At 71.3% G+C, this 24,262-nt stretch carries 25 protein-coding genes; 17 read left to right on the top strand and 8 right to left on the bottom strand.

Annotated features, from left to right (window positions below; all coding sequences use genetic code 11):
- Positions 1-2: 2 nt before the first annotated feature.
- Positions 3-794, bottom strand: a complete 792-nt coding sequence (locus J3S20_RS19045) for an SDR family oxidoreductase (protein ID WP_216838080.1) — start codon at positions 792-794, stop codon at positions 3-5.
- A gap of 136 nt (positions 795-930) precedes the next feature.
- Here J3S20_RS19045 and J3S20_RS19040 point away from each other — a divergent pair, with 136 nt between their 5' ends.
- From J3S20_RS19040 to J3S20_RS19020, 5 genes are all read left to right on the top strand, one after another.
- A complete protein-coding gene (locus J3S20_RS19040) occupies positions 931-1,908 on the top strand; it encodes a 2-hydroxyacid dehydrogenase (RefSeq protein WP_216838079.1) in 978 nt (325 codons plus the stop codon).
- A 126-nt stretch (positions 1,909-2,034) separates the two neighbouring features.
- Positions 2,035-2,391 carry a hypothetical protein gene (locus J3S20_RS19035; protein WP_216838078.1) on the top strand — a complete coding sequence of 119 codons (357 nt, stop codon included), beginning with the start codon at positions 2,035-2,037 and terminating at the stop codon, positions 2,389-2,391.
- A gap of 81 nt (positions 2,392-2,472) precedes the next feature.
- On the top strand, positions 2,473-3,111 hold the full coding sequence (locus J3S20_RS19030) for a flavin reductase family protein (RefSeq protein ID WP_216838077.1): 639 nt from the start codon (positions 2,473-2,475) through the stop codon (positions 3,109-3,111).
- A gap of 8 nt (positions 3,112-3,119) precedes the next feature.
- Positions 3,120-4,793: an ABC transporter permease gene (locus J3S20_RS19025; protein ID WP_216838076.1), complete on the top strand. Its 1,674-nt coding sequence runs from the start codon at positions 3,120-3,122 to the stop codon at positions 4,791-4,793.
- Complete coding sequence (locus tag J3S20_RS19020; protein WP_216838075.1) at positions 4,790-5,032, top strand: hypothetical protein; 243 nt, start codon at positions 4,790-4,792, stop codon at positions 5,030-5,032. Before J3S20_RS19025 ends, J3S20_RS19020 begins: the two co-directional genes overlap by 4 nt.
- On the opposite strand, the gene J3S20_RS19015 is transcribed toward J3S20_RS19020, so the two are convergent.
- A complete protein-coding gene (locus J3S20_RS19015; RefSeq protein ID WP_216838165.1) occupies positions 5,029-5,622 on the bottom strand; it encodes a TetR/AcrR family transcriptional regulator in 594 nt (197 codons plus the stop codon). The two genes, J3S20_RS19020 and J3S20_RS19015, sit on opposite strands and share 4 nt — an antisense overlap.
- 79 nt (positions 5,623-5,701) lie before the next feature.
- Between J3S20_RS19015 and J3S20_RS19010 the strand changes: the two genes are divergently transcribed.
- Positions 5,702-6,799 carry an aldo/keto reductase gene (locus J3S20_RS19010; RefSeq protein ID WP_216838074.1) on the top strand — a complete coding sequence of 366 codons (1,098 nt, stop codon included), beginning with the start codon at positions 5,702-5,704 and terminating at the stop codon, positions 6,797-6,799.
- Positions 6,800-6,802: 3 nt separating this feature from the next.
- On the opposite strand, the gene bfr is transcribed toward J3S20_RS19010, so the two are convergent.
- From bfr to J3S20_RS18980, 6 genes are all read right to left on the bottom strand, one after another.
- Positions 6,803-7,285, bottom strand: coding sequence for a bacterioferritin (bfr, locus tag J3S20_RS19005; protein ID WP_343215249.1), 483 nt, complete (start codon positions 7,283-7,285; stop codon positions 6,803-6,805).
- Between the two features lie 51 nt (positions 7,286-7,336).
- A complete protein-coding gene (locus J3S20_RS19000) occupies positions 7,337-7,513 on the bottom strand; it encodes a (2Fe-2S)-binding protein (RefSeq protein ID WP_216838073.1) in 177 nt (58 codons plus the stop codon).
- Positions 7,514-7,673: 160 nt separating this feature from the next.
- A complete protein-coding gene (locus J3S20_RS18995) occupies positions 7,674-8,699 on the bottom strand; it encodes a Fe(3+) ABC transporter substrate-binding protein (protein WP_216838072.1) in 1,026 nt (341 codons plus the stop codon).
- Positions 8,700-8,841: 142 nt separating this feature from the next.
- Entirely contained in the window at positions 8,842-9,624 is a 783-nt protein-coding gene (locus tag J3S20_RS18990) for an HpcH/HpaI aldolase family protein (RefSeq protein WP_216838071.1), read from the bottom strand.
- A gap of 55 nt (positions 9,625-9,679) precedes the next feature.
- Complete coding sequence (locus tag J3S20_RS18985) at positions 9,680-11,287, bottom strand: cisplatin damage response ATP-dependent DNA ligase (RefSeq protein WP_246602984.1); 1,608 nt, start codon at positions 11,285-11,287, stop codon at positions 9,680-9,682.
- Complete coding sequence (locus tag J3S20_RS18980; RefSeq protein WP_246602983.1) at positions 11,284-12,345, bottom strand: ligase-associated DNA damage response exonuclease; 1,062 nt, start codon at positions 12,343-12,345, stop codon at positions 11,284-11,286. Before J3S20_RS18980 ends, J3S20_RS18985 begins: the two co-directional genes overlap by 4 nt.
- Positions 12,346-12,544: 199 nt before the next feature.
- On the opposite strand from J3S20_RS18980, the gene J3S20_RS18975 reads away from it, so the two are divergent.
- From J3S20_RS18975 to pdeM, 11 genes are all read left to right on the top strand, one after another.
- The gene (locus J3S20_RS18975; RefSeq protein ID WP_216838070.1) at positions 12,545-14,467 is read left to right on the top strand and encodes a methyltransferase; all 1,923 of its coding nucleotides are present in this window, start codon (positions 12,545-12,547) and stop codon (positions 14,465-14,467) included.
- Positions 14,468-14,724: 257 nt separating this feature from the next.
- Entirely contained in the window at positions 14,725-15,849 is a 1,125-nt protein-coding gene (locus tag J3S20_RS18970) for a papain-like cysteine peptidase (RefSeq protein ID WP_216838069.1), read from the top strand.
- On the top strand, positions 15,846-16,874 hold the full coding sequence (locus J3S20_RS18965; protein ID WP_216838068.1) for a hypothetical protein: 1,029 nt from the start codon (positions 15,846-15,848) through the stop codon (positions 16,872-16,874). The genes J3S20_RS18970 and J3S20_RS18965 overlap by 4 nt, the downstream gene beginning before the upstream one ends.
- The gene (locus J3S20_RS18960; RefSeq protein WP_216838067.1) at positions 16,871-18,505 is read left to right on the top strand and encodes an AMP-binding protein; all 1,635 of its coding nucleotides are present in this window, start codon (positions 16,871-16,873) and stop codon (positions 18,503-18,505) included. Before J3S20_RS18965 ends, J3S20_RS18960 begins: the two co-directional genes overlap by 4 nt.
- A gap of 5 nt (positions 18,506-18,510) precedes the next feature.
- Positions 18,511-18,753, top strand: a complete 243-nt coding sequence (locus J3S20_RS18955; protein ID WP_216838066.1) for an acyl carrier protein — start codon at positions 18,511-18,513, stop codon at positions 18,751-18,753.
- 77 nt (positions 18,754-18,830) lie between these two features.
- Entirely contained in the window at positions 18,831-19,232 is a 402-nt protein-coding gene (locus J3S20_RS18950) for a DUF6152 family protein (RefSeq protein ID WP_216838065.1), read from the top strand.
- 6 nt (positions 19,233-19,238) lie between these two features.
- Positions 19,239-19,706 (top strand): DUF2214 domain-containing protein, encoded by a 468-nt coding sequence (locus J3S20_RS18945; RefSeq protein WP_216838064.1) that lies wholly within the window; start codon positions 19,239-19,241, stop codon positions 19,704-19,706.
- A 27-nt stretch (positions 19,707-19,733) separates the two neighbouring features.
- Positions 19,734-20,276, top strand: coding sequence for an MOSC domain-containing protein (locus J3S20_RS18940; RefSeq protein ID WP_216838063.1), 543 nt, complete (start codon positions 19,734-19,736; stop codon positions 20,274-20,276).
- Entirely contained in the window at positions 20,273-20,770 is a 498-nt protein-coding gene (locus J3S20_RS18935; protein WP_216838062.1) for an AAA family ATPase, read from the top strand. Before J3S20_RS18940 ends, J3S20_RS18935 begins: the two co-directional genes overlap by 4 nt.
- 208 nt (positions 20,771-20,978) lie before the next feature.
- A complete protein-coding gene (locus tag J3S20_RS18930) occupies positions 20,979-23,534 on the top strand; it encodes a ligase-associated DNA damage response DEXH box helicase (RefSeq protein ID WP_216838061.1) in 2,556 nt (851 codons plus the stop codon).
- Complete coding sequence (gene pdeM, locus J3S20_RS18925; protein WP_216838060.1) at positions 23,531-24,262, top strand: ligase-associated DNA damage response endonuclease PdeM; 732 nt, start codon at positions 23,531-23,533, stop codon at positions 24,260-24,262. Before J3S20_RS18930 ends, pdeM begins: the two co-directional genes overlap by 4 nt.

Genomic DNA, 24,262 nt, shown 5'->3' with positions numbered 1-24,262 from the left:
TCCTAGAGCATGCTGCGGACGCGGCCGCCATCGACGCGGATCATGCTGCCGGTGATATAGGCGCCCTGCTCGCTGGCCAGGAAGGCGCCCATCGGGCCGAATTCGTCGGGCCGGCCGATGCGCCGCGCCGGCACTTCGGAGGCCATCTGCGCGATCTCCGCCTCCGCCGTCGTGCCGGCCTTCTCGGCGCGGGAGGCCGCATTCTGGTTGATGCGGTCGGTCATGATGCTGCCCGGCGCCAGGACGTTCATCGTCACGCCGTCCTTCGCCACCTCACCGGAGAAGGTCTTCAGCCAGCCCCAGATCGCCGCGCGCAGGGTGTTGGACAGCGCCAGGTTCGGAATCGGGTGCTGCATGCCGGTGCTGCCCACCACGATCACCCGGCCCCAGCCCTGCTTGCGCATCGCCGGCATCAGCCGGTTGCAGATGCGGATGGGGGAGGCGACGATCTGCTCGAACCAGGTGTGCAGGGACGCATCCGTGATCTCGGAGGCGATGCAGGGCGGCGGGCCGCCATGGTTCAGCACCAGGATATCGACGCCGCCCATCAGGCGCGTGGCCTCATCCGCCAAGCGGTCCATGTCGGCGCCATTCGCGACATCGGCCGGCACGCCGAAGGCGGCGGAGGCGCCGGCGGCCTTCAGCTCAGCCGCCACCGCATCCAGCTTCGCCTGGTCGCGGCCGCTGACCACCACCGCGGCGCCCTCCGCCGCCAGGCTGTCCGCGATGGCGCGGCCGAGGCCCTTTGAGGCGCCCATGACCAGCGCGCGCTTGCCCTTGAGACCCAGATCCATGTTGTCTTTCCCTTGCCGGCTTGGGCCGGAACTCCTGTCCGGCGCTTGCGCCGGAACCTGCTACCTGCGGCCCCGGCTGGCAAGCCAAGCTGCGTCTGCTACCAGGGTGGACACCGCCTGGGAGATGTGACGCACCATGCCGAAGCCCATCCTGCTGCTGACCCGCCGCCTGCCCGAGGCCATCGAGGCGCGCGCCGTGCGCGACTACGATGCGCGGCTGAACAGCGCCGATGACCCCTGGTACCGCGACGGCGCCGAGATCGCCCGCCGCGCCACCGAGGTACAGGCCGCCGGCATCCTCTGCGCCGCCGGCGACCCGATGGGCGCCGCCACGATTGCCGCCCTGCCGGACAGCGTGAAGATCATCGCCACCTTCTCCGTCGGCACCGACCATATCGACGTGGCGGCGGCCAAGGCGCGCGGCATCACGGTGGCGAATACGCCCGAGGTGCTGTCCTTCGCCACCGCCGAGACCGCCTTCACCCTGATGCTGATGGCCGCCCGCCGCGCCGGCGAGGGCGAGCGCCTGGTGCGCGCCGGAAAGTGGGAAGGCTGGGCGCCGACGCAGCTGATGGGCGTGACGCTGGAGGGCAAGCGCCTTGGCATCGCCGGCTTCGGCCGCATCGGACGGGAACTGGCCGCCATGGCGCGCGGCTTCCGGATGGATATCCATTACCGCGACCTGCGGCGCGTGCCGCCGGAACTGGAGCAGGGCGCAACCTTCCATGGCGAGGACCGGGAATTCCTGGGCGCCATCGATATCCTGTCGATGCATATGCCGGGCGGGGAGGCGACGCGGAAATGGCTGAATGCCGAGCGCCTGTCCTGGATGCGCCCCGGCGCGCTGGTGATCAACACCGGCCGCGGCGGTTCCGTGGACGATGCGGCGCTGGTCGAGGCGCTGCGCTCCGGCCAGATCCGCGCCGCGGGACTCGATGTCTATGACGGGGAGCCGAAGATCTTCCCCGGCTATCTGGGGCTGGAGAATGTCGCGCTGCTGCCGCATCTCGGCAGCGCCACCATCGAGACGCGCGACGCGATGGGCCAGCGCGCCCTGGGAAACGTGGATTCTGTTCTGTTGCGCGGGATGGCTGCACCCGATACCGTTGGTTGAGCGAAATACAACCATTTCGGCTTGACATTCAACCCGTGGTGGTTTCGTTAGACGGTGCTGTGCCAACCAACGGTGTGGCCCCTCCCGGGCCGCACCGCAGCCAGGTGGCATCGGCCGCGGAGGACCATGAGCCAGGTCGCACGGATCACCCTCTTTGTTCGTGACCGCGAAGGACGGCTGGAAACGCTGCCAGACCAGGACCTGCTGCGCGCCCTGCTGCAGGAAACCCCCCTGGTCACCCGGCACGAGGATGGCAGCCGGACCTTCGTCTTCGACATGGTGGACCCGATGGAGCGGCCGCTGGAGCTGGGCGACGACCCTGGCACGGTCTCGGTGGAGGCGCTGCGCGCCTGCGGCGCCGCGCTCTCCCGCATCGCACGCTCGCTGGGCCTGCCCCTGACGGCGGCGCTCGCAGAATCGGCGGAGCTGGTCGCGGAAGGAGAGCTGCGCGGGATGCAGGTGCCGAAAAGCCGCCGTTGCTGAAGGCAGGGCGGGCCGGCCCGCGGGGCCTCGACAAGGGCGGCGCCGGGCGGCAGTAGGGCCTCAACCTGCCGGAGCCCGCCGATGCTCTTCGACCTCGATGCCCTGCCGACCGCCAGCCGCTACAAGCTGCTGACCGCCACCGTGGTGCCGCGGCCGATCGCCTGGGTGGTGACGCAGGACGCGGCCGGGGTGCGGAATGCGGCGCCCTATTCCTTCTTCAATGTCTTTGGCTCCGACCCCCCCATCATTGGCCTCGGCGTCGGCAACCGGCCGAGCGGCCTGCCGAAGGACACCATGGCGAATATCCTGGCCACCGGTGAATTCACCATCTGCCTGGTGACCGAGGCCACCCTGCCCGGCATGAACATCACCGCCGCCGATTTCCCGGCGGGGGTGGATGAGATTGCGCAGGCGAGCCTGGCCACCCTGCCCTCCACCAAGGTGGCCCCGCCGCGGCTGGCCGACAGCCCCGTGGCCATGGAATGCACCCTGTTCCAGACCGTGACGCTGGGCGCCAGCCACAGCCTGGTGCTGGGCCAGGTGCGCGCCATGCATGTGCGGGACGAGGCGGTGATGGACGTCGAGCGCTGCTACATCGACAGCCCCGCCCTCGGCCTGGTGGGGCGAATGCATGGCGCCGGCTGGTACGCACGGCTGGACGACCGGCTGGAGGTGAAGCGCGTCAGCGCCGCCCAGCTGGCCGCGAAGGCGGAAGGCTGACCTCGCCCATGTCGCTGGCCGGCTTTCCGGCGGAACGCCAGCAGCCGGGACCGCCGCGCAGCCGACGCCTGGCGCCGGCCTGGGCCTGGATCTCGCTGCTCGCCGCCGGGTTGATCGCGGCGCCGCTGGCCGCCGTGCTGGTCACCGCGGTGGCGCCGCTGGGCGACGACCAGGCGCATATCTTCCAGACCCTGCTGCCGGAGCTGCTGGCCAATTCGGTGCTGCTGGCCGGGCTGGTCGGCACGCTTGCCGCCATCATGGGGGCGGTGACGGCCTGGCTGGTGGCCAGCTGCGCCTTCCGCGGCCGCGGCCTGCTGGAGATCGCGCTGCTGCTGCCGCTGGCCATGCCCGCCTATGTCTGCGGCTATACCTATGTCTGGCTGCTGGATGTGGCGGGCCCGGTGCAGACCGCGCTGCGGGAGGCGACGGGGCTGCGCTGGGGTGAGTACTGGTTCCCCGAGATCCGCAGCCTGCCCGGCGCCGCGCTGATGCTGGCGGCCGTACTCTACCCCTACGTGTATCTGCTGTGCAGAACCGCCTTCCTGCAGCAGAGCGTGTGTCTGCTGGAGGCGAGCCGCACGCTCGGCCACGGCCTGCCGCGCACCTTCCTGCATGTGGCGCTGCCCATGGCGCGCCCGGCGCTGGCCGGCGGCGTGGCGCTGGTGCTGATGGAGACGCTGGCGGATTTCGGGACGGTGCAGCATTTCGCCGTGCGCACCTTCACCACCGGCATCTACGACGCCTGGTTCGGGTTGGGGGACCGGCCGGCCGCGGCGCAGCTGGCCACCGCCCTGATGGGGTTGGTGGCCCTGCTGCTGCTGGCGGAGCGGGCCTCCCGCGGCGGCCGGCGGTTCCACCCCACCACCACGCGCAGCCCGCCGCTGCGGCCGGTGGTGCTGCGCGGCTGGAAGGAGGCGGCGGCGATCCTGACCTGCGCCCTTCCCGTCTGCCTCGGCTTCCTGATCCCCGCCGGCGCGCTGTTCGGGTTGATGCTGGAAGCCGGCGACCCCTTGGACCACCGCCGCACCCTGCCCTATGCGCTGAATTCCATCACGCTGGCGGGCATTGCCGCCGTGCTCGCCGTGGCGCTGGCGGCGCTGCTGGCCTGGGGGCAGCGGCTGCACCCCTCCCGCCTGCGGGCCTCGGCCAACCGCGTGGCAGCGCTGGGCTATGCGCTGCCGGGATCGGTCATCGCGGTGGGCGCGCTGGTGCCCTTCGCGCTCTTCGACAATGCGCTGGATGCCTGGATGCGGGCGCGCTTCGGCATCTCCACCGGGCTGCTGCTTTCGGGCAGCATCGCGGCGCTCGTTTTTGCCTATCTCGTGCGGTTTCTGGGCGTGGCGCTGTCGGCGGTGGAATCAGGGCTGGCGCGGATCCGGCCGAGCCTCTTCGGCGCCGCCCGCGTGCTGGGCCGCACGCCGGGGCAGGCGGTGCGGCTGGTGGAGCTGCCACTGGCGCGCGGGGCGCTGATGACGGCGGGGGTGCTGGTCTTCGTCGATACGATGAAGGAGCTGCCGGCCACCCTCATCGTGCGGCCCTTCGACTTCGACACGCTGGCGGTGCGGGTGCACAACCTGGCGTCCGACGAGCGGCTGGCGGAGGCCTCCACCGCCGCGCTGCTGATCGTGCTGGTGGGGCTGCTGCCGGTGGCGGCGCTCGTGCGGGGGATGCGGCGGGGATGACGGACGAGGCGCTTTTGCAGGCGGTTCGCCTGGCCCAGGCGGGGGATTGGCAGGCGGCGCATGAGATCGCCCAGGCCGAGCCGGGCGCCGACGCCGCCTGGGTGCATGCCTGGCTGCATCGGGTGGAGGGCGACGAAGCCAATGCCGGCTACTGGTACCGCCGCGCCGGCCGCAGCCCAGGCCAGGGCAGCGTGGTGGAGGAAGGCCAAGCCATCGCGCGGGCGCTGGGCGGGCGCTAGCCCGGCGGCCAGCCGGCCAGGGCGGTCTCGACGATCGCCAGGAGCTTGGCCCGGTCCGCGCCATCCTTGGCCAGGGTGGACATGCCCTGGATCACCGCCATCACATGGCCGGCCAACGCCTCGGCCTCGCCCGGATCCTGCTCCTGCGCGATGCGCGCCCGCAGCCGGGCCTCGATGCCGCGCCGGATCTCTGCCAACTCCTCCCGCAGGGCCGCCGCCTCTGCGGAGCCCGTGACAAGGGAGCTGGCCAACAGGCAGCCGGGTGGCGTGGACTCGCCGGTGTCGCCAAGGGCAGCCGCCATCAGCAGGTCCCGCGCCGCGTCGCGGGCGGTCGGCGCCTCCCCGATGATCTGCTCGACCGTGCGCGCGCCGGTCAGGTAGCGGTCCACCGCCGCCCGGAACAGGCGGCGCTTGTCGCCGAAGGCGGCGTAGAGGCTGGGCGGGGTAATCCCCATGGCCTGGGTCAGCTCCGCCACCGAGGTCGCCTCATAGCCCTGCTGCCAGAACAGCCGCATGGCGGCGTCGAGCGCCGCGTCTCGGTCGAAAGACAGGGGGCGGCCGCCGCGTCGCGGATGCGCGGAGGGTTTCATAGCGATCACTATATTGTCCTTGACCAGGGCGGACAAGCGGGCGATGACCTTCCATAGTAATCACTATGGAATATGCATCATGGCCCTCGCCGACTACCGCACCCTCGGCCGCTCCGGCCTGGCCGTCAGCCCGCTGGCGCTGGGCACCATGACCTTCGGCGTCGGCCGCTGGGGCATGGACCAGGCGGCGGCGGAGGCGGTGTTCGACGCCTATGTCGAGGCCGGCGGCAATCTGGTGGACACCGCGGATGTCTATGCCAGCGGCGCGGGCGAGGAGATGCTGGGCGCCATCATCGCCGCGCGCGGGCTGCGCGACCGCATCGTGCTGTCCACCAAGTCCGGCTTCGCCGACGGACAGGGTCCGCAGGCCGGCGGCAACGGCGCCAAGCATGTCCATAAGGCGCTCGAGGGCTCGCTGCGCCGGCTGCGGACGGATCACATCGACCTTTACTGGGCCCATGTCTGGGACACGGTGACGCCGGCGGAGGAGTTGCTGGAGACGATGGCGGCGCTGATCCGCGCCGGCCGCATCCGCTATTGGGGAATCTCCAATGCGCCCGCCTGGTATGTGGCCAGGATCGCGACCCTGGCCGCGATTCACGGAAAACCGGGGCCGATCGCCGTGCAGCATTTCTATTCGTTGGTGAGCCGGGAACTGGAGGCGGAGCATCTGCCGATGGCGCGGGAGCTGGGCTTGGGCTTCCTGCCCTGGAGTCCCCTCGCCTATGGGCTGCTGACCGGCAAATACGACCGCGCGACGGTCGAGGCCGGCCCGGCGCGCCAGGGCGGCCTGCCCCATGAGGCCGGCGGCGCCGCGCGGTCGGAGGGCGACAAGCGCCTCGACGGCGCCAATCCCTTTGGCGACATGCTCTTCACCGAGCGCAACTGGCGAATCGTCGCGGCGCTGCGCGAGGTGGCGCAGGGCATGGACCAGCCCATGTCCCGCGTGGCGGTGGCCTGGGTGCTGGGCACACCGGGCGTGACCACCGCCCTGATGGGCGTCAGCCGCGTCTCGCAGCTGCACGACAACATCGCGGCTACCGACCTGCGGCTGACGGAGGACCAGCGCGGCGCACTGGATGCCGCCAGCGCGCCGGACCTGCCGATGCTCTACGGCCTGTTCACGCCGGCGCTGCGCCGCCAGGTGGTGTTCGGCGGCAGCAGCGTTACAGCGTAGAAGTTACTCCTGGTCGGGCGCCGCGTCGCTGTTCAGCAGGATGTAGCGCTCGATGCCGATCTGGCGGATCAGGTCGAACTGGCGGTCGAGGAAGTCCTCGTGCTCCTCCTCATTCGCCAGGATCTTCAGCATGAGGTCGCGGGAGACATAGTCGCGCACCGATTCGCAATGCGCGATGCCGTCGCGCAGGTCGACCAGCGCCTTCTCCTCGAGCTTCAGGTCGCATTCGAGGATTTCCTGCACGTTCTGGCCCACCAGCACCTGGTTCAGCCGCTGCACATTGGGCAGGCCGCCGAGGAAGAGGATCCGCTCGATCAGCCAGTCGGCGTGCTTCATCTCCTCGATCGACTCTTCGTATTCCTTGCGTGCCAGCTTGGTCACGCCCCAGTGCCGCAGCGTCCGGGAATGCAGGAAATACTGGTTGATCGCGGTCAGCTCGTTGGTGAGCTGCATGTTCAGATATTCGATGACCTTGGCGTCGCGCACGTCCGCATCCTCTCCAGCACCAGTGGCCCGGCCGGGAGGCGGGCGGGGCGGCTACTTGCCGCCGGCGCTGCACCCCGCGCGGACCATCGAAAGGATGGTCCCCGTGCAGCCGCCGCACTGGGCGCGGCAGCCGCAGGCCGCATAGACATCATGCGGGCGGTCGGCGCCCGCCGCCACGACGGCGGCGATCTGCTTATCCGTCAGCGCATTGCACATGCAGACATACATGCAGCCGATCCTTTTTGCACCAGGGGTTTTGGAACGCGAACGATTCTCACCGGATGGGCAGCCGCCAGCCGGTCCCTTTCGCCCAGGCGTGCATCCGCCGCCCGCCCTGCAACCTGGCGCCGGGGTCCGAGGCTGGGGGCCCGGCGCCGGCCGCCGATCCTCAGCGCCAGCCCGCGCGCTGCATGATGCGCAGCGCCTCGGCCGAATTGGCGCCATAGATGCCGGCGTTCAGCTGGTCCTCGCGGAAGCTGCCGAAGCCGGCCAGCGCCGGATGCACCGGGGCATCGGCCACGACCGGGTATTCCATATTGCCCACCGCGAAGATCTCCTGCGCCCGCGGGCTGGTCAGGTATTCGAGGAAGCGCTGCGCGCCCGCGGCATTGGGGGCGGTGCGGACCACCCCGGCGCCGGAGATGTTCACATGCGCGCCGCGATCGCCCTCGCCCTGGTTCGGGAAGATCACGCCGATGCGCTGCGCGATCTCACGGTCCTCGGCCCTCTGGGAGGTCAGCATGCCGCCCAGGTAGTAGGTATTGGCGATCGCCAGCTTGCACTGGCCGGAGGGGATGGCGCGGAACTGGTCGCGGTCGCCGCCCTGCGGCGGGCGGGCCATGTTGTTGGCCAGGCCGCGCGCCCAGGCCTCCGTCGCCTCCGGCCCATTGGCCGCCAGCACCGAGCCGGTCAGCGAGGTGTTGTAGGGGTGAGACGCGCTGCGGACGCAGATCTGGCCGCGGAAGCGCGGATCGGCCAGGTCCTCGAAGCGGTTCAGACCCTCCGGCCGGCCGGCCTGGCGGTCATACATGATGACGCGGGCGCGCTTGGACACGCCGAACCAATGGCCCTCCGGGTCCCGCAGATTGGCCGGGATGCGGCTGGTCAGCACCTCGCTCTGCACGGGATGCAGGATGCCGGCTTCCTTGGCGCGGGCCAGGCGGGCGGCGTCGACCGTGATCAGCACATCGGCGGGGCTGTTCGCCCCCTCCGTCCGGATGCGCTGGATCAGCTGGTCCGCATCGCCCTCGATCAGCCGGATGCGGATGCCGGTTTCCCGGGTGAAGGTATCGTACAGCTCCCGGTCGGTATCGTAGTGGCGGGAGGAATAGACATTGATTTCCTGGCCCTGGGCCAGGGCGGCCGGGGACAGCGCGGCCGAGGCCAGAAGGGCAAGGCCGGCGGGGGCGAGCATCGAAAGCAGATGGCGACGGCGCATTGCTTGGGTCTCTCGTCTGACGTGGCGTGGCCGGGCAATAGCGCAATTGCGAAGCGTTCGCAAGCGCCGCGATCACGCCCGGCACGCGGCCCCGGCGGGCCGCGCCCTGCCGGCCGCCTCAGCCCAGTCCGCGCAGGAAGCCTGCGCGCTGTGCGGCACCCGCCATCAGGAAGGAATGGTCGTTGCCGCCCAGGATGAAGCGCGCGCCGAGGGCGATGTAGTCCGGCGCCACCTTCTCGTCATACACGCCGCCCATGCCCATCACCTTGCCCCGGGCGGCGCAGGCGGCGCCCACCTTCGCATAGGCGGCGCGCACATCCGGGTGGCCGATCTGACCGGGAATGCCCATGGTCGCCGTCAGGTCGCTGGTGCCGAACATCAGCACGTCCACGCCCGGCACCGCGGCGATCGCTTCCGCATTGGCCACGGCTTCCGGCGTCTCGATCATCACCGCGACCAGGATCTCCGCATTCAGCTCGGCCTGCGCCGCGCCGGCATCCACCGCGCCCAGGCCATAGGCGAAGGGCGGACCGCCCCAGCTGCGCGCGCCAAGCGGCGGGAAGCGGTAGGCGCGCACCACGGCCTCGGCCTCCGCCGCCGTATCCACATGCGGCACCACCACACCCATGGCGCCATTGTCCAGGCAGCGCGTGCCCTCATGCAGCGCGTCCTTGCAGATGCGCACGATGGGCGTGATGCCCTGGCCCAGCGCGGCGACGGCGATGCGGCTGGCATCGTCGACGCTCATCGCGCCGTGTTCCATGTCGATGAACAGCCAGTCGAAGCCGGTCGCCTGCGCGATCAGCCCGGTGGCGCTGCCGCGCAGGTGGTGCACGCCGAAGCCCAGCGCCAGGCTGCCTTCGGCCAGGCGGCGGCGGACGTGATTCGGGACGAGCGGCATGGCGTGGTTTCCTTCCCCGGCGATGCGGCAGGCGACCATGCGCGCGCCGCCCGGGTCAATCCGCCGCCTCCTCCCCCACGATCATCGCCTCCAGCGTCGCCAGCTGGTCCGCCTCCTCCGCCGGCTTGTCGGTGCGCAGGCGGGCGATGCGCGGGAAGCGCAGCGCGACGCCGGATTTGTGGCGGCCGCTGCGCTGGGCGGCGTCGAAGATCACCTCGATCACCAGGGTCTTCTCCACCTCCCGCACCGGGCCGAATCGGGCCGTGGTGTTGTTGCGGATCCAGCGGTCGATCCAGAGCAGCTCCTGATCGGTATAGCCGGAATAGGCCTTGCCCACCGGCACCAGCTCCTGCCCCCCCTGCCCGTCCGGGCGCCAGAGGCCGAAGGTGAAGTCCGAATAGAAGCTGCTGCGCTTGCCGTGGCCGCGCTGGGCGTACATCAGCACCGCATCCACGCCGAGCGGCGCGCGCTTCCACTTCCACCATTTCCCCTTCTGGCGGCCGGCGGCGTATTCGCTGTCGGCGCGCTTCAACATCAGGCCTTCGATCGCGGCTTCGCGGGCGCCGGCGCGCACCGCCTCCAGCTCCGCCATGCTGGCGAAGGGGATCAGCTCGGAGAGGTCCATGCGCGCGGGCTGCGTGCGCGCGAACCAGGCCTCCAGCCGGGCACGGCGCGCATCGAAGGGCAGCGCGCGCAAATCCTCGGCGCCGTCGAAGAGGATGTCGTAGAGCCGCACGCCGACGGGATGCGTCGCCTGCATCTTCAGCGTCACCACCTTGCGGTTCAGGCGCTGCTGCAGGTCGGCGAAGGGGGCCACTTCCCCGTCGCGCATCACCAGCAGCTCGCCATCCAGCACGGCATGGAAGTCCATCGCCGCGACGATTTCCGGAAAGCCGCCCGAGATTTCCTCGGCGCCGCGCGACCACAAAGCGCGGCCGCCGGGCGTGGCCGAAAGCTGCACCCGGATGCCGTCCCACTTCCACTCGGCCCGATGTGTCTCCGGCCCGATGCTTGGAAAATCCGGCTCCTCCAGCGGATGCGCCAGCATCAGCGGGCGGAACACCGGGCGATCCTCGGAGGAGGGCCGCGGCCCCTGCTCCGTCAGCCAGGCGAACAGGTCGAGATAGGGCGGGGTCAGCCCATGCCAGACCTCCTCCACCTCCGCCACATCCTCGCCGGCCCATTCGGCCAGCGCGGTCTTGGCCAGCCGGGCGGAGACGCCGACGCGCAGCCCACCCGTCACCAGCTTGATCAGCGCCAGCCGGCCATTGGCATCCAGCGCATCCAGCCAGCCGGCCAGCAGATCAGGCAGTGCGGCCTTGGGCGTCGATCCCATCGCCGCCACCACCTCCGCCAGGCCGGGCGGCGGCGTATTCACGCCGTGGCGCGCGGGCCAGATCAGCGCGACGGTCTCGGCGAGATCCCCGACATAGTCGTAGGAGAGGCCAAACAGCACCGGGTCCGTGCGCGCCGCCACCAGCTCCCGCACCATCCCCGGCTTGGCGGCCCGAAAGACCAGCTCGCCCGTCAGCGCAGCGAGGCCGATCCCGCGATCCGGGTCTGGCTGGGTCTCGAACCAGTGCCGCAGCAAGGCCAGTTTCGCCAGGCGACCCGGGGTGAAGGCCAGCCGTTCCAGCAGGCTCGCAAAAGCCGGCAGGCTCATGCCGTGGCCTCCGCCACCACCTCGGCCGGCGCCTGGTCCTCCTCCTCATCGCCACGGCCGAGCAGATGCAGCGCACGGCCGCGGATGCCGCGCAGCGCGAGCGCATGCACCAGCGCATCGTCGCGGCCATGCGTCACCCAGACCTCGGGCGCCTGCACCTCCGCCACCGTGTCCAGCAGCTCGTCCCAATCGGCGTGGTCGGAGATGATCAGCGGCAGTTCCACGCCCTTGGCCTTGGCGCGCTGGCGCACGCGCATCCAGCCGGAGGCGGCGCAGATCACCGGCTCCGCCAATCGCCGCACCCAGGCGGTGGCCTCGGCCGAGGGCGGCGCCAGCACGACCTCCCCCGCCAGCAGCCCGCCGCCGCCCCGCTTGGCCGGCACCGGCACCGGCGCCAGCGGCCCCAGCTTCACGCCGAGGCTTTCGTACAGCTCGCACAGCGCCAGCAGCGCGCCGTGCAGATAGATGGGCCGGTCCCAGCCGGCCTCCCGCAGCAAGGCGATCACCCGCTGCGCCTTGCCCAACGCATAGGCGCCGACGAGATGCGTGCGCTCCGGGAACAGCCGCAGGCTTTCCAGCAGCCGGCCGATCTCCGCCCCCGCATCCGGGTGCCGGAAGACCGGCAGGCCGAAGGTGGCCTCGGTGACGAAGACGTCGCAGGGCACCGGCTCGAACAGCGCGCAGGTGGGGTCGCGGCGGCGCTTGTAGTCGCCGGAAATGACGATGCGGCTGCCCTGCCAGTCCAGCACCACCTGGCAGGACCCCAGCACATGGCCCGCCGGCACCAGCCGGATCTGGACGCCGTTATGGGTCACGACCTCCCCCATCGCCACCACCTGCTGCTGGCGGCCGGCGCGGTCCGCCCCCATGCGGATGCGCATCACCGCCAGCGTCTCGGCGCTGGCCAGCACGCGGCCATGGTCGGGCCGCGCATGGTCGGAATGGCCGTGGGTGATGACGGCCATCGGCACGGGGCGGGCGGGGTCGATGAAGAAATCGCCGGGGATGCAGTAGAGGCCCTGCGGGGTCACGCGCATCCAGGTCTCGGGGTGAGGCATGCCACCCCAGATCGCTCGGCCGGCGAGGCAGACAAGGGGCCGCGGCACCGTGCAGGCGCGGCCAGGGCAACACGAAAGGCGGAAGGCCCCGCCGCGCCGCGCCGCAGCATTGGCTTCCCTCCCGAGTAACCCCCTGGTAACCTATGCCAGAAGTGGCCGGGGGCCGCGACCGGGCGGAGCCGGGACGAAGCGGGGCGCAATGCAGAAGCAGACCTATGGCCAGCTCTGGGACGTCTATGTCGCCGAGTCCTTCCCGCGCCTGCAGAAGGAGGACCAGCGCCTCGCCTGGCCCGGCCAGGAATGGGGCAATGAGGCAAGCTGGCAGCGCATCTTCGACAAGCTCTTCGTCCCCGCCGGCGTACAGTCCTGGCAGGCAGCGATCGAGATCGGCGGCGGCAGCGGCAAGTACACAGAGCGCGTGCTGCGCGCAGGCCAGGCGGTGCGGGTCTGGGGCTTCGATGTTTCCCGCAATTTCCTGGATGCCACCGCGGCGCGGCTGGGCGACGACATCAAGGCCGGCCGGCTTTCGCTGCATGAGATCGATGCGGCCCATCCCGACGGGATGTTCACCCTGCTGGCGGAGGCAGGGCAGGCGCGGCGGCTGGATGCAGTCTTCAGCATCGATGCCATGGTCCATGTCGACCTCACCTACCTGACCACCTATTGGATGAATGCGGCGCTGCTGCTGAAGCCCGGCGGCCGCGTGCTGATGACGCTGGCCGACCCCAATACCGGCGGTGGCTTCCAGAAGATCCTGCGCGACATTCGCAAGTTCTACCGGATGCAGGGCCGCATCTGCCCGAAGTTCGAATACCTCTCGACCGATATCGTGCGCGCCATCCTCACGCGGCTGGGCTTCGAGATCGAGCTGCTGGAGCCCTGGTCCAACCATCCCGGCCGGCCGCCGCGCGACCTTTATCTCAGCGCCCGACTGGCCGATCCGGCGAAGGCCGAAGCCTTCCGCGACGCGCTGCGCGCCGACCCCGCCGCGACCCCGCCCGGCCAGTCCGGCCGCCCCGATTCCTATGCCGACTACTGGACTCGCGAAGCCTCCCGCGCCTTGGCGGGGCGGGGGGACCGGCCGGATGCGGCCGCGGTGCGCCGGCGGCTGTTCGACATGGCGGAGATCGGCCGCTGGCGCCGGGCGATCGAGATCGGCACCGGCGATGCCCGCTTCACGGCGGAGGTGCTGCAGGCCAATCCCACGCTGCAGCTGACCGTCTTCGATGTCAGCGAGCGGCTGATGAAGGCGGCGGCGGCGAAGCTGCCAGAGGCGGTGGCCGCCGGGCGGCTGGGCTTCCAGCCGGTCGATCCGGTGCATCCGGACGGCATGCTGAAGCTGTTCGAGCGCGAGGGCCTGGCGCGGGACATCGACGCGGTCTTCAGCATCGACGCCATGGTGCATGTCGACCTGCAATACCAGCTTGCCTATTGGCTGAACGCCGCGCTGCTGCTGCGGCCCGGCGGCTGGCTGGTGCTGCAGCTGGCGGATGCGACGACGGAGGCCGGCTTTGCCCGGTTGCTGGCCGATATCCGACGCTACTTCGCCTTCCAGGGGCAGACCTGCGCGCGCTTCGAATTCCAGAGCTACGGCCTGGTGCGGCCGCTGCTGGAGAAGCTGGGCTTCGACATCACCTATGCCGGCCACTGGAACCCGCGGGATGGCAGCGAGAGCGGGCGCGACCTGTTCATCGTCGCCCAGCTGGCCCGGCCGGAACAGGCGGAGGCGCTGCGCGCGCATATCGCCATCGGCCTGGCCGTGCCCAATTTCGCCGCCACCCCGGCCGAGCCGCCTTCCGCGGCGCCAAGCGCCCCCCCCGCCCCGCCCCGCCCCGCCGCGGCCCAGACCCTGCCGGAGCCGGTGATGGAGGACCTGCCGGAACTCTCCCGCACCCTGGGCCAGAGCATCTGGCGCCAGCTGCATCTGCGCGCCAATCCCGGGCTGAGCAGCGCCAAGCTGCGCGAGGACATGCAGGAACTTTGGGCCGGCAATCGCCGCGAATGGACCCGGCTGGGCGAGACGGTGCTGCTGGACCTTGCCGGCCGCGGGCTGATCCTGAAGCGCCCAGGCCAGGCGGGTGGCGCCGGCAAGCCGGGTGCCGCGGATGAGTCCGGTGCCTGAAGCCGGCCCGCCCCCCGGGCTGGGCGGGCGGCAGGCTGAGGCGCGAAGGCTGGCCGGAGACCTGCCGCGGCGACCGGCGCATCGGCCACTGCCTGCTGCGCGGCCTTGCCGGGATGGGCATTACCCTGCACATATCGCTCGGCCGGACCCCCGGGGGCGCCGGCCTTCACCGGGACGATGCCGCCCGGCAGAGGATGAAACAGGCGGCGGATGAAACAGGCGGCGGGGCCAATGCCCCGCCCAGACAAGCGGCAGGCATGACACATCCGGACGCCTCCCCCCTGCGCCAGGCAGCGCGGCTTCGCGAAGCGGGTGACCTGCCCGGCGCGGTGCAGTCGCTGGCCGGCATCGACGCGGCGGCGGACCCGCAGGCCGGCTATATCCAGCTGCGCTATCTGTTCGAATTGCAGGACTATGCCGGGCTGCAGCAGGCCACGCGCCGGCAGCTTGCCGCACTCGGCGCAGCGGGGCTGCCGGGCGGCGCGCTGCCGCCGGCCACCGTACAATGGCTCGCCACGCTGCTGCGCTTCGCCGAACGCTGCTGCCTGCCACCGGCCGAGATCGCCGCCGCGCTGGATGCGACCAGGCCCGCCGCGCTGGCCGCGCCCGAACTACTGCTGGCCTGGCGCGCCGCGCGGCGGCGGCAGAATTACCGGGATGCGATGCCCACCCGCTTCGCCGGCGGCGTCTCCCTCATCTCGCTCGGAACCAACTGCCTGCCCTGGCACCTGCCGGGCCGCTGGGGGTTGCGGCGGGAGGAGGATTTCACCGCGCTCTTCGGCCCCTTCTCCCTCGCCGGCCACCGCATCCCCGGCATGATCGCGGCGCTGGAGGAGGATTTCGCCACCTATTGCACGCCGGAGACGCTGCGCATCGTCACCACCACGCGCGGGCAGGATATGGCCATGCGCAAGGACCGCGCGGCGCATTGGAACCATAATCGCGGCCCCTACTGGCTGGGGCAGGATGCCGCCCCGCTGCGCGCCAGCATGCAGGCCAAGGCCGCGCTGTTCCGGGCGGCCTGCCGCCGGCCGGATGCGGTCTTCCTGCTGGCCGGCTGCCAGGTGGAATATCCGGAGGAGAAGCTGGATTTCCTGCCCGCACTGGATGCGGCGCTAGCGCGTTTCACCGGCCGCGGCGGCAACCGCATCCTGATCACCAACCACACCGCGCATCGGCCTGCGGCCGCCAGCCTGCGCGTGAATGCCAGCACCACCTTCGCCTACAGCCCCTTCCCTTCCCCCGACTACGTCTGGCACGACGATGCGGTGGCCGACAGCCCGGCGGGGCAGGAGTTCGAGCGCAGCTACATGCTGACGCTGATCCGCAGCCTGCTGCGCTGGGGCGTGCTGCAGCGCCTGGCGGCGCCCGCCGAGGCATGAACGCCAGCCACGCCGTGCCGCGGGCCGCGCCGGATGTGGATCTGACGCAGGAGGGCCCGCTCGGCGCCAGCCTGCGCCAGCTGTTCCATGCCGAGAAGCACGAGGCCTTCCAGTCCCTGCTGCGCCAGGCGGTCGCGCATCTCGACCGGATTGCGCAACCCTCCCTTTCGCATCTGCTGTTCCTGCTTCGCTTCGGGGAACGCGCCTGCCTGGAGCCGTCGCTGCTGCAGGGGCTGCTGGATGCGCTGCGCGACCGGGCAGAGCAGGATGCGGGGCTGCGCCCGGTCTGGCAGGCGGTGGCGCGGCGGCAGGATTTCCGCCTGCGGCTTCAAGCAGGCCGTAAGGGCCCCCTCACCCTCGTCTCGCTCGGCCTGCACTGCCTGCCCTGGACACTGGTGAACCGCTGGGGCTTCCGGGACACGCCGCAGTTCATCAGCCTGCAGAATCCCTTCTGCATGGCGGTGCATAAGGCGGATACGGTGGTGCAGGCCATCGCGCAGGATTTCGGCGCCTATGCCGAGCCCGCGCTGATGCGGGAGGCGACGACGCCGCAGGGCCAGCGCATCGCCATGCGCCAGGATGGCGGCGCGGTGTGGAACCACCATCGCGGCCCCGCCTGGCTGGATGAGGATTACGCCGGCCTGCGCCAGTCGCTGACCCTCCGCGCCGAGTCCTTCCGCCAATCCTGCCGGGCGGAGGGGCTGGTCTTCCTGATGGGCGACAGCCGCGTCGATGTGCCACCCAAGGCGCCCATCCCCTTCCTCGCCCCGCTGCGCCAGGCATTGGCGCGCGCCACCGGCCAGCCGGACTGCCGCCTGATCCTCACCAGCCAGCCGCGCCGCGGCGGCACCCGTGGCCTGACCTGGCTGGAGGATGGCACGGCGCTGATCGCCGTTCCCTATCCGCATCCGCGCTATGTCTGGGCGAATGACGACGAGGCCGACAGCGCCCAGGGGCTGGACTTCGAGCAGGCCTATGCGGAGGCGCTGCTGGCCTGCCTGCAGAACTGGGGCATGGCCGCATGACCGCGCCGCTGGCGGAGGACGGGCTGGATCGCATCCTGCTGCGCCACTGGCGGCAGGGGCAGCGGGAGGCGGTCACGGGCCGCGACTTCTGGCAGCGCGTCACCGCCCGCGCCGACTGGGTCGCGGCCCATACGAGGCCCGGGGCCCTGGTGCTGGTGATCGGCGCCACGGGGGTTGAGGCGATGGCGCTCTTCCTCGGCATCGCCGCCGCCGGGCGGATCGGCGCCTTCTTCCCGCCGGCCTCGCCCCTGCAGGACCAGCGGCATTTCTTCGAACAGCAGCGTGCGGCGCTCGCCGCCATCGCGCCGGAGGCGATCTGCGTACTCGAGGCGGCGACGGCGGAGACGGTGCGCGCCATCGACCCGGCTCTCGCCGCCACGGTGCGCCTGGCGCCGGCCACCGCCACCGGCCCGTCCATCGCCGCGCTCGGCGTATTGCGGGCGCGGCTGGCGGAGGATGCGCCGCTTTTCGTCCAGCACTCCTCCGGCACCACCGGCATCAAGAAGGCGGTCGAGATCAGCGGGCGGATGCTGGCGGGGCAGTTCGCCGCCTATTGGCCCGGGCTCCGCGCGGAGCTCGGCGTGGCACGGCTATCCGTCGCCACCTGGCTGCCGCTCTATCACGACATGGGGCTGGTGGCGGGCTTCCTGCTGCCGGTGCTGGGGGGCGACAGCATCTCCCTGCTCGATCCCTTCGAATGGATCGCCGCGCCGGGCCGATTCTTCGAGATGATCGAGGCCGATGGCTGCGACATCGCCTGGATGCCGAACTTCGCCTTCCGCCATTTCGTGCGGCTGAAGCGCGCGCTGAAGCCGGCGCGGCTGGAGAGCATGAAGCTCTGGGTGGACTGTTCCGAACCCTGCCGCCTGGCCGATGCCGAGGCCTTTGAAACCGCCTTCGCCCTGCGCCCCGGAAGCGTCGTCGGCTGCTATGCGATGGCGGAGACGGTCTTTGCCGTCAGCCAGGGCCGGCCGGCGGAGCGGATCGGGCTGGCCGTTGCGCGCGACCTGGCCCCGGGCGAGGCGGTGCCGGAGGAATGGCTGGCGCAGCCGGCGCCCGCGGGCGCGCGGCTCGTCATGTCCTCCGGCCGCGCGCTGCCGGGGGTGGAGCTGGCGGTCTTAGAGGGCGACCGGGTGCTGCCGGCGGGCCACTACGGGGAAATCGCGGTGCGCGCGCCCTTCCTGTTTGCCGGCTATCGCGGCCAGCCGCCGATCGCGGCATGGTTCCGCACCGGCGACCTCGGCGCGGTGCTGCGCGAACAGGTCTTCGTCTTCGGCCGGCTGAAGGAAATCATCATCGTCAATGGCAAGAACCTCTTTGCCGGCGATGTGGAGGCGGCGCTCGGCGGCATCGCCGGGCTGCGCCCCGGCCGCGCCGTGGCCTTCGGCCTGGACAGCGACCAGACCGGCAGCGAGGAGCTGGTGATCGTGGCCGAGCATGACGCCGCCAGCGGCGTGGCGGAGGCTGCCTGCCGTGCCGCCATCAGCCGGAAAGTGACGGAAACCTTCCTGGTGAAGCCGCGCGACGTGCGAATCGTCGCCGATCGCTGGCTGGTGAAGAGCACCAGCGGCAAGATCAGCCGCGCCGCCAATCGCGACCGCTACCTCGCCACCTTTCGCAGCCCGGAGTGACCCCCATGCCCGCCTTCACCCTGGCCCATCTGCAGGCCATTGCCCGCACGGTGATCGGCGACCGGGAGATCGTCCTGGCGCCGGAGATGGAGGCCGCCGATGTGCCCGGCTGGGACAGCCTGAACCACACGCTGATCAGCGTGGAGATCGAGGCGGAGACGGGCGCCGCGGTGGATGCGGCGCTGCTGGCGGACTGCCCGACCTTCGGCGACCTGGTGGCGATGGTGAATGCGCGCCTGCCCGGATGAACGGCTTGTCATCCTGCCCGACTCGACATGCCGACAGGTGGACCCAACCTGCGGCAGGCGAAGGGATGGAGGATGACATGGCCTTCACGAAAATCGGCCGGCGCGGCGCGCTCGGCCTGCTCGGCAGCATCGGCGCCAGCCTGGGGGCCGGCACGGGCACCGCGCTCGCCCATCACGGCTGGTCCTGGGCCGAGGGCGAGCAGGGCACGCTGACCGGCACGGTGCGGGAAATCTATGTCGGCCCGCCGCACCCGACGCTGCGCGTCGAGGCCAATGGCCAGATCTGGACGGTGGAGCTGGGCAATCCGCGCCAGACCGAACGCGCCGGCTTCACCGAGACCTCGCTGCGCCCGGGGCAGGAGATCGTGGCGCTCGGCAACCGGTCCCGCGACAGTTCGGAGCGTCGGCTGAAGGCGGTGCGGGTGACCGCCGGCAACCGGCGCTTCGACTTCTATCCGGAGCGCATCCAGGGCGGCTGACGGCGCGTGCTGGACCTGCTCGCGGCCTCCGCCCCCGCGGTGGCGCTGCGCGGCTCCGTCACGTTCTATCTGCTGGTGAATGCGGCGCATGTGCTGGGGCTCGGCCTGCTGGTCGGCGCCATCGCGACGCTCGACCTGCGGCTGCTGGGCGCCTTCCGGGCCGCGCCGGTGGCGGTGCTGGCGCCGCCGCTGGTGCGGGTGGCGGGGGTGGGGCTCGGCCTGGCGGCGCTGACGGGCCTCGCGCTGTTCAGCACGCGGCCGGGGACCTACCTGGAGAATCCGGCCTTCCTGGCGAAGCTGGCGCTGCTGGCGCTGGCGGTCCTGAACCTGGCACTGCTTCATGCCGGGCGGCCCTGGCGCGCGGCGCTGGCCGGCGGGGCGGTGGCGGGGCGGCTGCGGGTGGCGGCGGCGGTGTCGCTGGCGGCCTGGCTGGGCGCGCTGCTGGCGGGACGCTGGATCGGATTCCTGCAATAACCGCCGCCGTCAGGCGGAGATCAGGGCATGCAGGGTCGTGTGGTGGCGGTGGCGGCCTCGTCGGGCCATGAGTTCTCGAAGCCGGTGCTGCCGCGCATCACGCTGCTGGCCGGGCTCGGCGTGCAGGGCGATGCGCATTGCGGGGAGCTGGTAAAGCATCGGTCCCGCGTGCGGGCGAATCCGAACCAGCCGAACCTGCGCCAGCTGCACCTGATCCCGGCCGAACGCCTCGCCTCGCTGCGCGCCCAGGGATTCGACGTGGCGCCGGGCGCGCTCGGCGAGAATGTGACGACGGAGGGCGTCGACCTCTTTGCCCTGCCCCGCGGCAGCCGGCTGCATCTGGGCGCGACGGCGGTGGTGGAGGTGACAGGGCTGCGCAACCCCTGCCACCAGCTCGACGATTTCCAGAAGGGGCTGATGAAGGCGACGCTGGAACGGGCGCCGGATGGGGCGCTGCTGCTGCGGGCCGGAATCATGGCGGTGGTGGTGGAGGGCGGGGAGCTGGCGGCGGGTGATACGCTGCGCGTGGAATTGCCGGCGGAGCCACATCGGGCGCTGGAACGGGTGTGAGCCTCCTCCTCGCCTTCGCCGGCCTGCCGGGCACCGGCAAATCCACCCTGGCTCGCGGCCTGGCCCAGGCGCTCGGCGCCACCTGGATCCGCATCGACCATATCGAGCAGGCGCTGCGCGAGGCCGGCATCGCGGAGGTCGGGCCGGCCGGTTACCTGGCCGGCTATGCGCTGGCGGAGGCCAATCTCGCGCTCGGCCTGGACGTGGTGGCGGACAGCGTGAACCCGCTGCAGATCACCCGCACGGCCTGGCGCCAGGCGGCGCGGCGGGCCGGCGCACGGATCGTGGAGGTGGAGGTCGTCTGCTCCGACCCCGCCGAGCACCGCCGCCGGGTCGAGACCCGGCACATCGACATCCCCGGCCTCGTTCCACCCAGCTGGGCGGCGGTGAAGGGCCGCGCCTACGAAGGCTGGGACCGCCCGCCGCTGCGCATCGACACGGCGGGGCGCAGCCTGGAGGCTTCGCTGGCGGAACTGCGGGCCGCGTTGGGCTGAGAGCCTGACCCAAAAGATCGTCGGGTCGGTCCGGGACATCTTTTCCGCCCTGGCGGCGTCCGACAACTTGCCGGTGCAACCAGCATCGGCGGCGTTGCCGTCCTGGCCAGGACGAAAAATCCGCGACCGGCCCTCAGCCGCCGACCTTCCGGGTCAGGCTCCGAGACCCCTTCCCCTTTCGCCGCTCCGCCAGCATATTCCCCGGCGAATGGGAACATTGCCGGAACTTTTTCGCGCCTGGTTCGCCGATCGCGGCTGGGCGCCGCGGCCGCACCAGCTGGCGCTGCTCGGCGCCGTGCAAGGCGGGGCCAGCGCGCTGCTGGTGGCGCCGACCGGCGGCGGCAAGACGCTGGCGGGCTTCCTGCCCTCCCTGGTCGATCTGCATGAGAACCCACGTCCGGGCCTGCACACGCTCTATATCTCGCCGCTGAAGGCGCTGGCCGTCGATATCGCCCGCAACCTCACCACCCCCGTCGAGGCCATGGGCCTGCCGATCCGCATCGAGACCCGCACCGGCGACACGCCGGCCAATCGCCGCGCCCGCCAGCGGGTGGACCCCCCCAATTTCCTGCTGACCACCCCCGAAAGCCTGGCGCTGCTGCTGACCCTGCCGGATGCGGCGGAGATGTTCGCCGGGCTCCACGCCATCGTGGTGGACGAGATCCATGCGCTGGCCGGCAGCAAGCGCGGCGACCAGCTTTCGCTTGGCCTGGCGCGGCTGGCGACGCTGGCGCCCGGCGCACGCCGCATCGGGCTTTCCGCCACCGTGGCGCATCCCGCCCCCCTGCGCGCCTTCCTCTCCCCCACCGGCATCGCCACCGATGTGGCGCTGGTGCAGGGCGCGGCGGGGGCGGAGCCTTCGCTCGACATCCTGCTGCCGGAGGGCCGCCTGCCCTGGGGCGGGCATATGGGCCTGGCCTCGATGCCGGAGGTCTATCGCCGCATTCGCGGCGCCGGCGTCACCATCGTCTTCGTCAATACCCGCGCGCAGTCGGAGCTCTGCTTCCAGGCGCTGTGGCGGCTGAACGACGACAACCTGCCGATCGGCCTGCATCACGGCAGCCTGACGGTGGAACAGCGCCGCAAGGTGGAGGCCGCGATGGCGGAGGGGCGGCTGCGCGCGGTGGTGGCGACCGCCTCGCTCGACCTCGGCATCGACTGGGGCGCGGTGGACCAGGTGGTGCAGGTGGGCGCGCCTAAAGGTGTGTCGCGACTGCTGCAGCGCATCGGCCGCGCCAATCACCGGATGGACGAGGCGAGCCAGGCCGTGCTGGTGCCGGCGAACCGCTTCGAGGTCATCGAATGCGTCGCCGCCCGCCAGGCCGTCGCGGCGCATGAGTTGGATGGCGACCCGCCGCGGGAGGGCGGGCTCGACGTGCTCTGCCAGCACATTCTGGCATGTGCGGTAGCAAGTCCCTTCCACCCGGACGACCTCTACGCCGAGATCCTGCGGGCCTCCCCCTACGCCACGCTGACGCGGAAAGATTTCGACGATGCGCTGCGCTTCGTCGAGGATGGCGGCTATGCCCTGCAATCCTACGAGCGCTTCCGCCGCCTGTTCCGCGATGCGGAGGGGATGATCCACATCCGCGGCCCCGCCGCCGCGCGCCAGCTGCGGATGAACCTCGGCACCATCGTTGAGACGCCCCTGGTCAAGGTCCGGCTGCGCGGCGGGCCGGTGCTGGGCGAGGTGGAGGAATGGTTCGTCTCCACCCTCACCGCCGGCGACTGCTTCATCTTCGCCGGCCAGCTTTTGCGATTCGAGGGGCTGGACGCGCTGGCCTGCGTCGTCACGCGCGGCGGCGAGGGCGAGCCGCGCGTGCCCGCCTATGCCGGCAGCCGCATGCCGCTGACCACCCATCTCGCCGCCCGCGTGCGCGGCATCCTGCACGATCCGAAATCCTGGCCGGCGCTGCCCGAATCCGTGCGGGAATGGCTGCGGCTGCAGCAGCACAGCTCCATCATGCCGCCCCGCGACGGGCTGCTGGTGGAGACCTTTCCGCGGGGCGAGCGCTGGTTTCTCGTGGCCTATTGCTTCGAGGGACGGCTGGCGCACCAGACGCTCGGCATGCTCGTGACCAAGCGGATGGAACGGCTCGGCATGGCGCCACTCGGCTATCTCGCCACGGATTATGTCCTCGCCTGCTGGTCTGCCTTCGCGCCGACCGGCATCGAAAGGCTGTTCGAGGAGGACATATTGGGTGAGGAGCTGGAGGCCTGGATGGCCGAAAGCAGCATGCTCCGCCGCACCTTCCGCAACATCGCCACCATTGCGGGGCTGATCGAGAAGAACCATCCCGGGCAGGAGAAGTCGGGCCGCGCGATGACCATGAATGCCGATCTGATCTACGACGTGCTGCGCCGGCACGAGCCCGACCACATCCTGCTGCGCGCCACGCGGCGGGAGGCGGCGGCGGGGCTGACCGATGTGGCGCGCATCTCCCTGCTGCTGGCGCGCGCGCGGGCGGGCGGCATCCGCCACATGGTGCTGGACCGCGCCTCGCCCTTGTCGGTGCCGGCGCTGATCGAGGAAGGCCGCGAATGGGTCGCCGGCGGGGCGCAGGACGCGCTGCTGGCGGAGGCCGCGGACCTCGTCGCGGAAGCCACCGACGGCGCCGACCTGTTCAACGAGATCCTGGCCAACGTGACCGAAGCCATCCCTCCCCGCGGCGATCGCGACCGCGCCCGCCGCCCGCGCGATCCGAAGCGACGCAATGCGCGCTTCATCCGCAACGCGCCGAAGAACCTGGGCGCGCCGCGATGACCGCCGCGCCTCTGCACATCGCCGGCCAGCGCCTGATGCTGGACCCCGCCGGCTTTGCCATCTGGCCTGCCGAAAAACTGCTCGTCGTCTCCGACCTGCATCTGGAGAAGGGCAGCAGCTTTGCCGCCCGCGGCAGCTTCGTGCCGCCCTATGACACGCGGGAAACGCTGGAACGCCTGGCGCTGGCGCTGCGCCGCTGGCGGCCGGAACGGCTGGTGCTGCTGGGCGACAGTTTTCATGACCGGCACGGCTGCGCCCGGCTGCACCCTTCGGATTGCGCGGCCTTGCAGCGGATGCTGGGCACGCTGGCGGAGGTGGTCTGGGTGCTCGGCAACCACGATCCGGAACCGCCGGTGGGTCTGCCGGGCATCGCGATGGCGGAATTCCGGCGTGGCCCCTTCGTCTTCCGCCATATCGCGGATCCCGCCCGCGGCCTGCCGCCCGGCGAGCTCTCGGGCCATTACCACCCGAAGGCCACCATGCCGGTGCGCGCCGGCGCGGTGACACGGCCCTGCTTCCTCACCGATGGCCGCCGCCTGCTGCTGCCGGCCTTCGGCGCCTATACCGGTGGGCTGGAGGTGCGCGACCCGGCGATCGCGACCCTGTTTCCGCGCGGCGGCCGCGCATTCCTGCTGGGGCCGGAGCGGCTTTACAGCTTTCCGACCGGCCCGCTGCGCGGCGCAGCGCGGGAGCCGGAATTGGCGGGGCCGAGCCTCCAGTCGGGATAG

It is taken from the genome of Falsiroseomonas tokyonensis, from assembly GCF_019024325.1.
Classification (GTDB): Bacteria; Pseudomonadota; Alphaproteobacteria; order Acetobacterales; family Acetobacteraceae; genus Falsiroseomonas; species Falsiroseomonas tokyonensis.
This window is presented reverse-complemented; position numbering and strand designations above follow the sequence as displayed.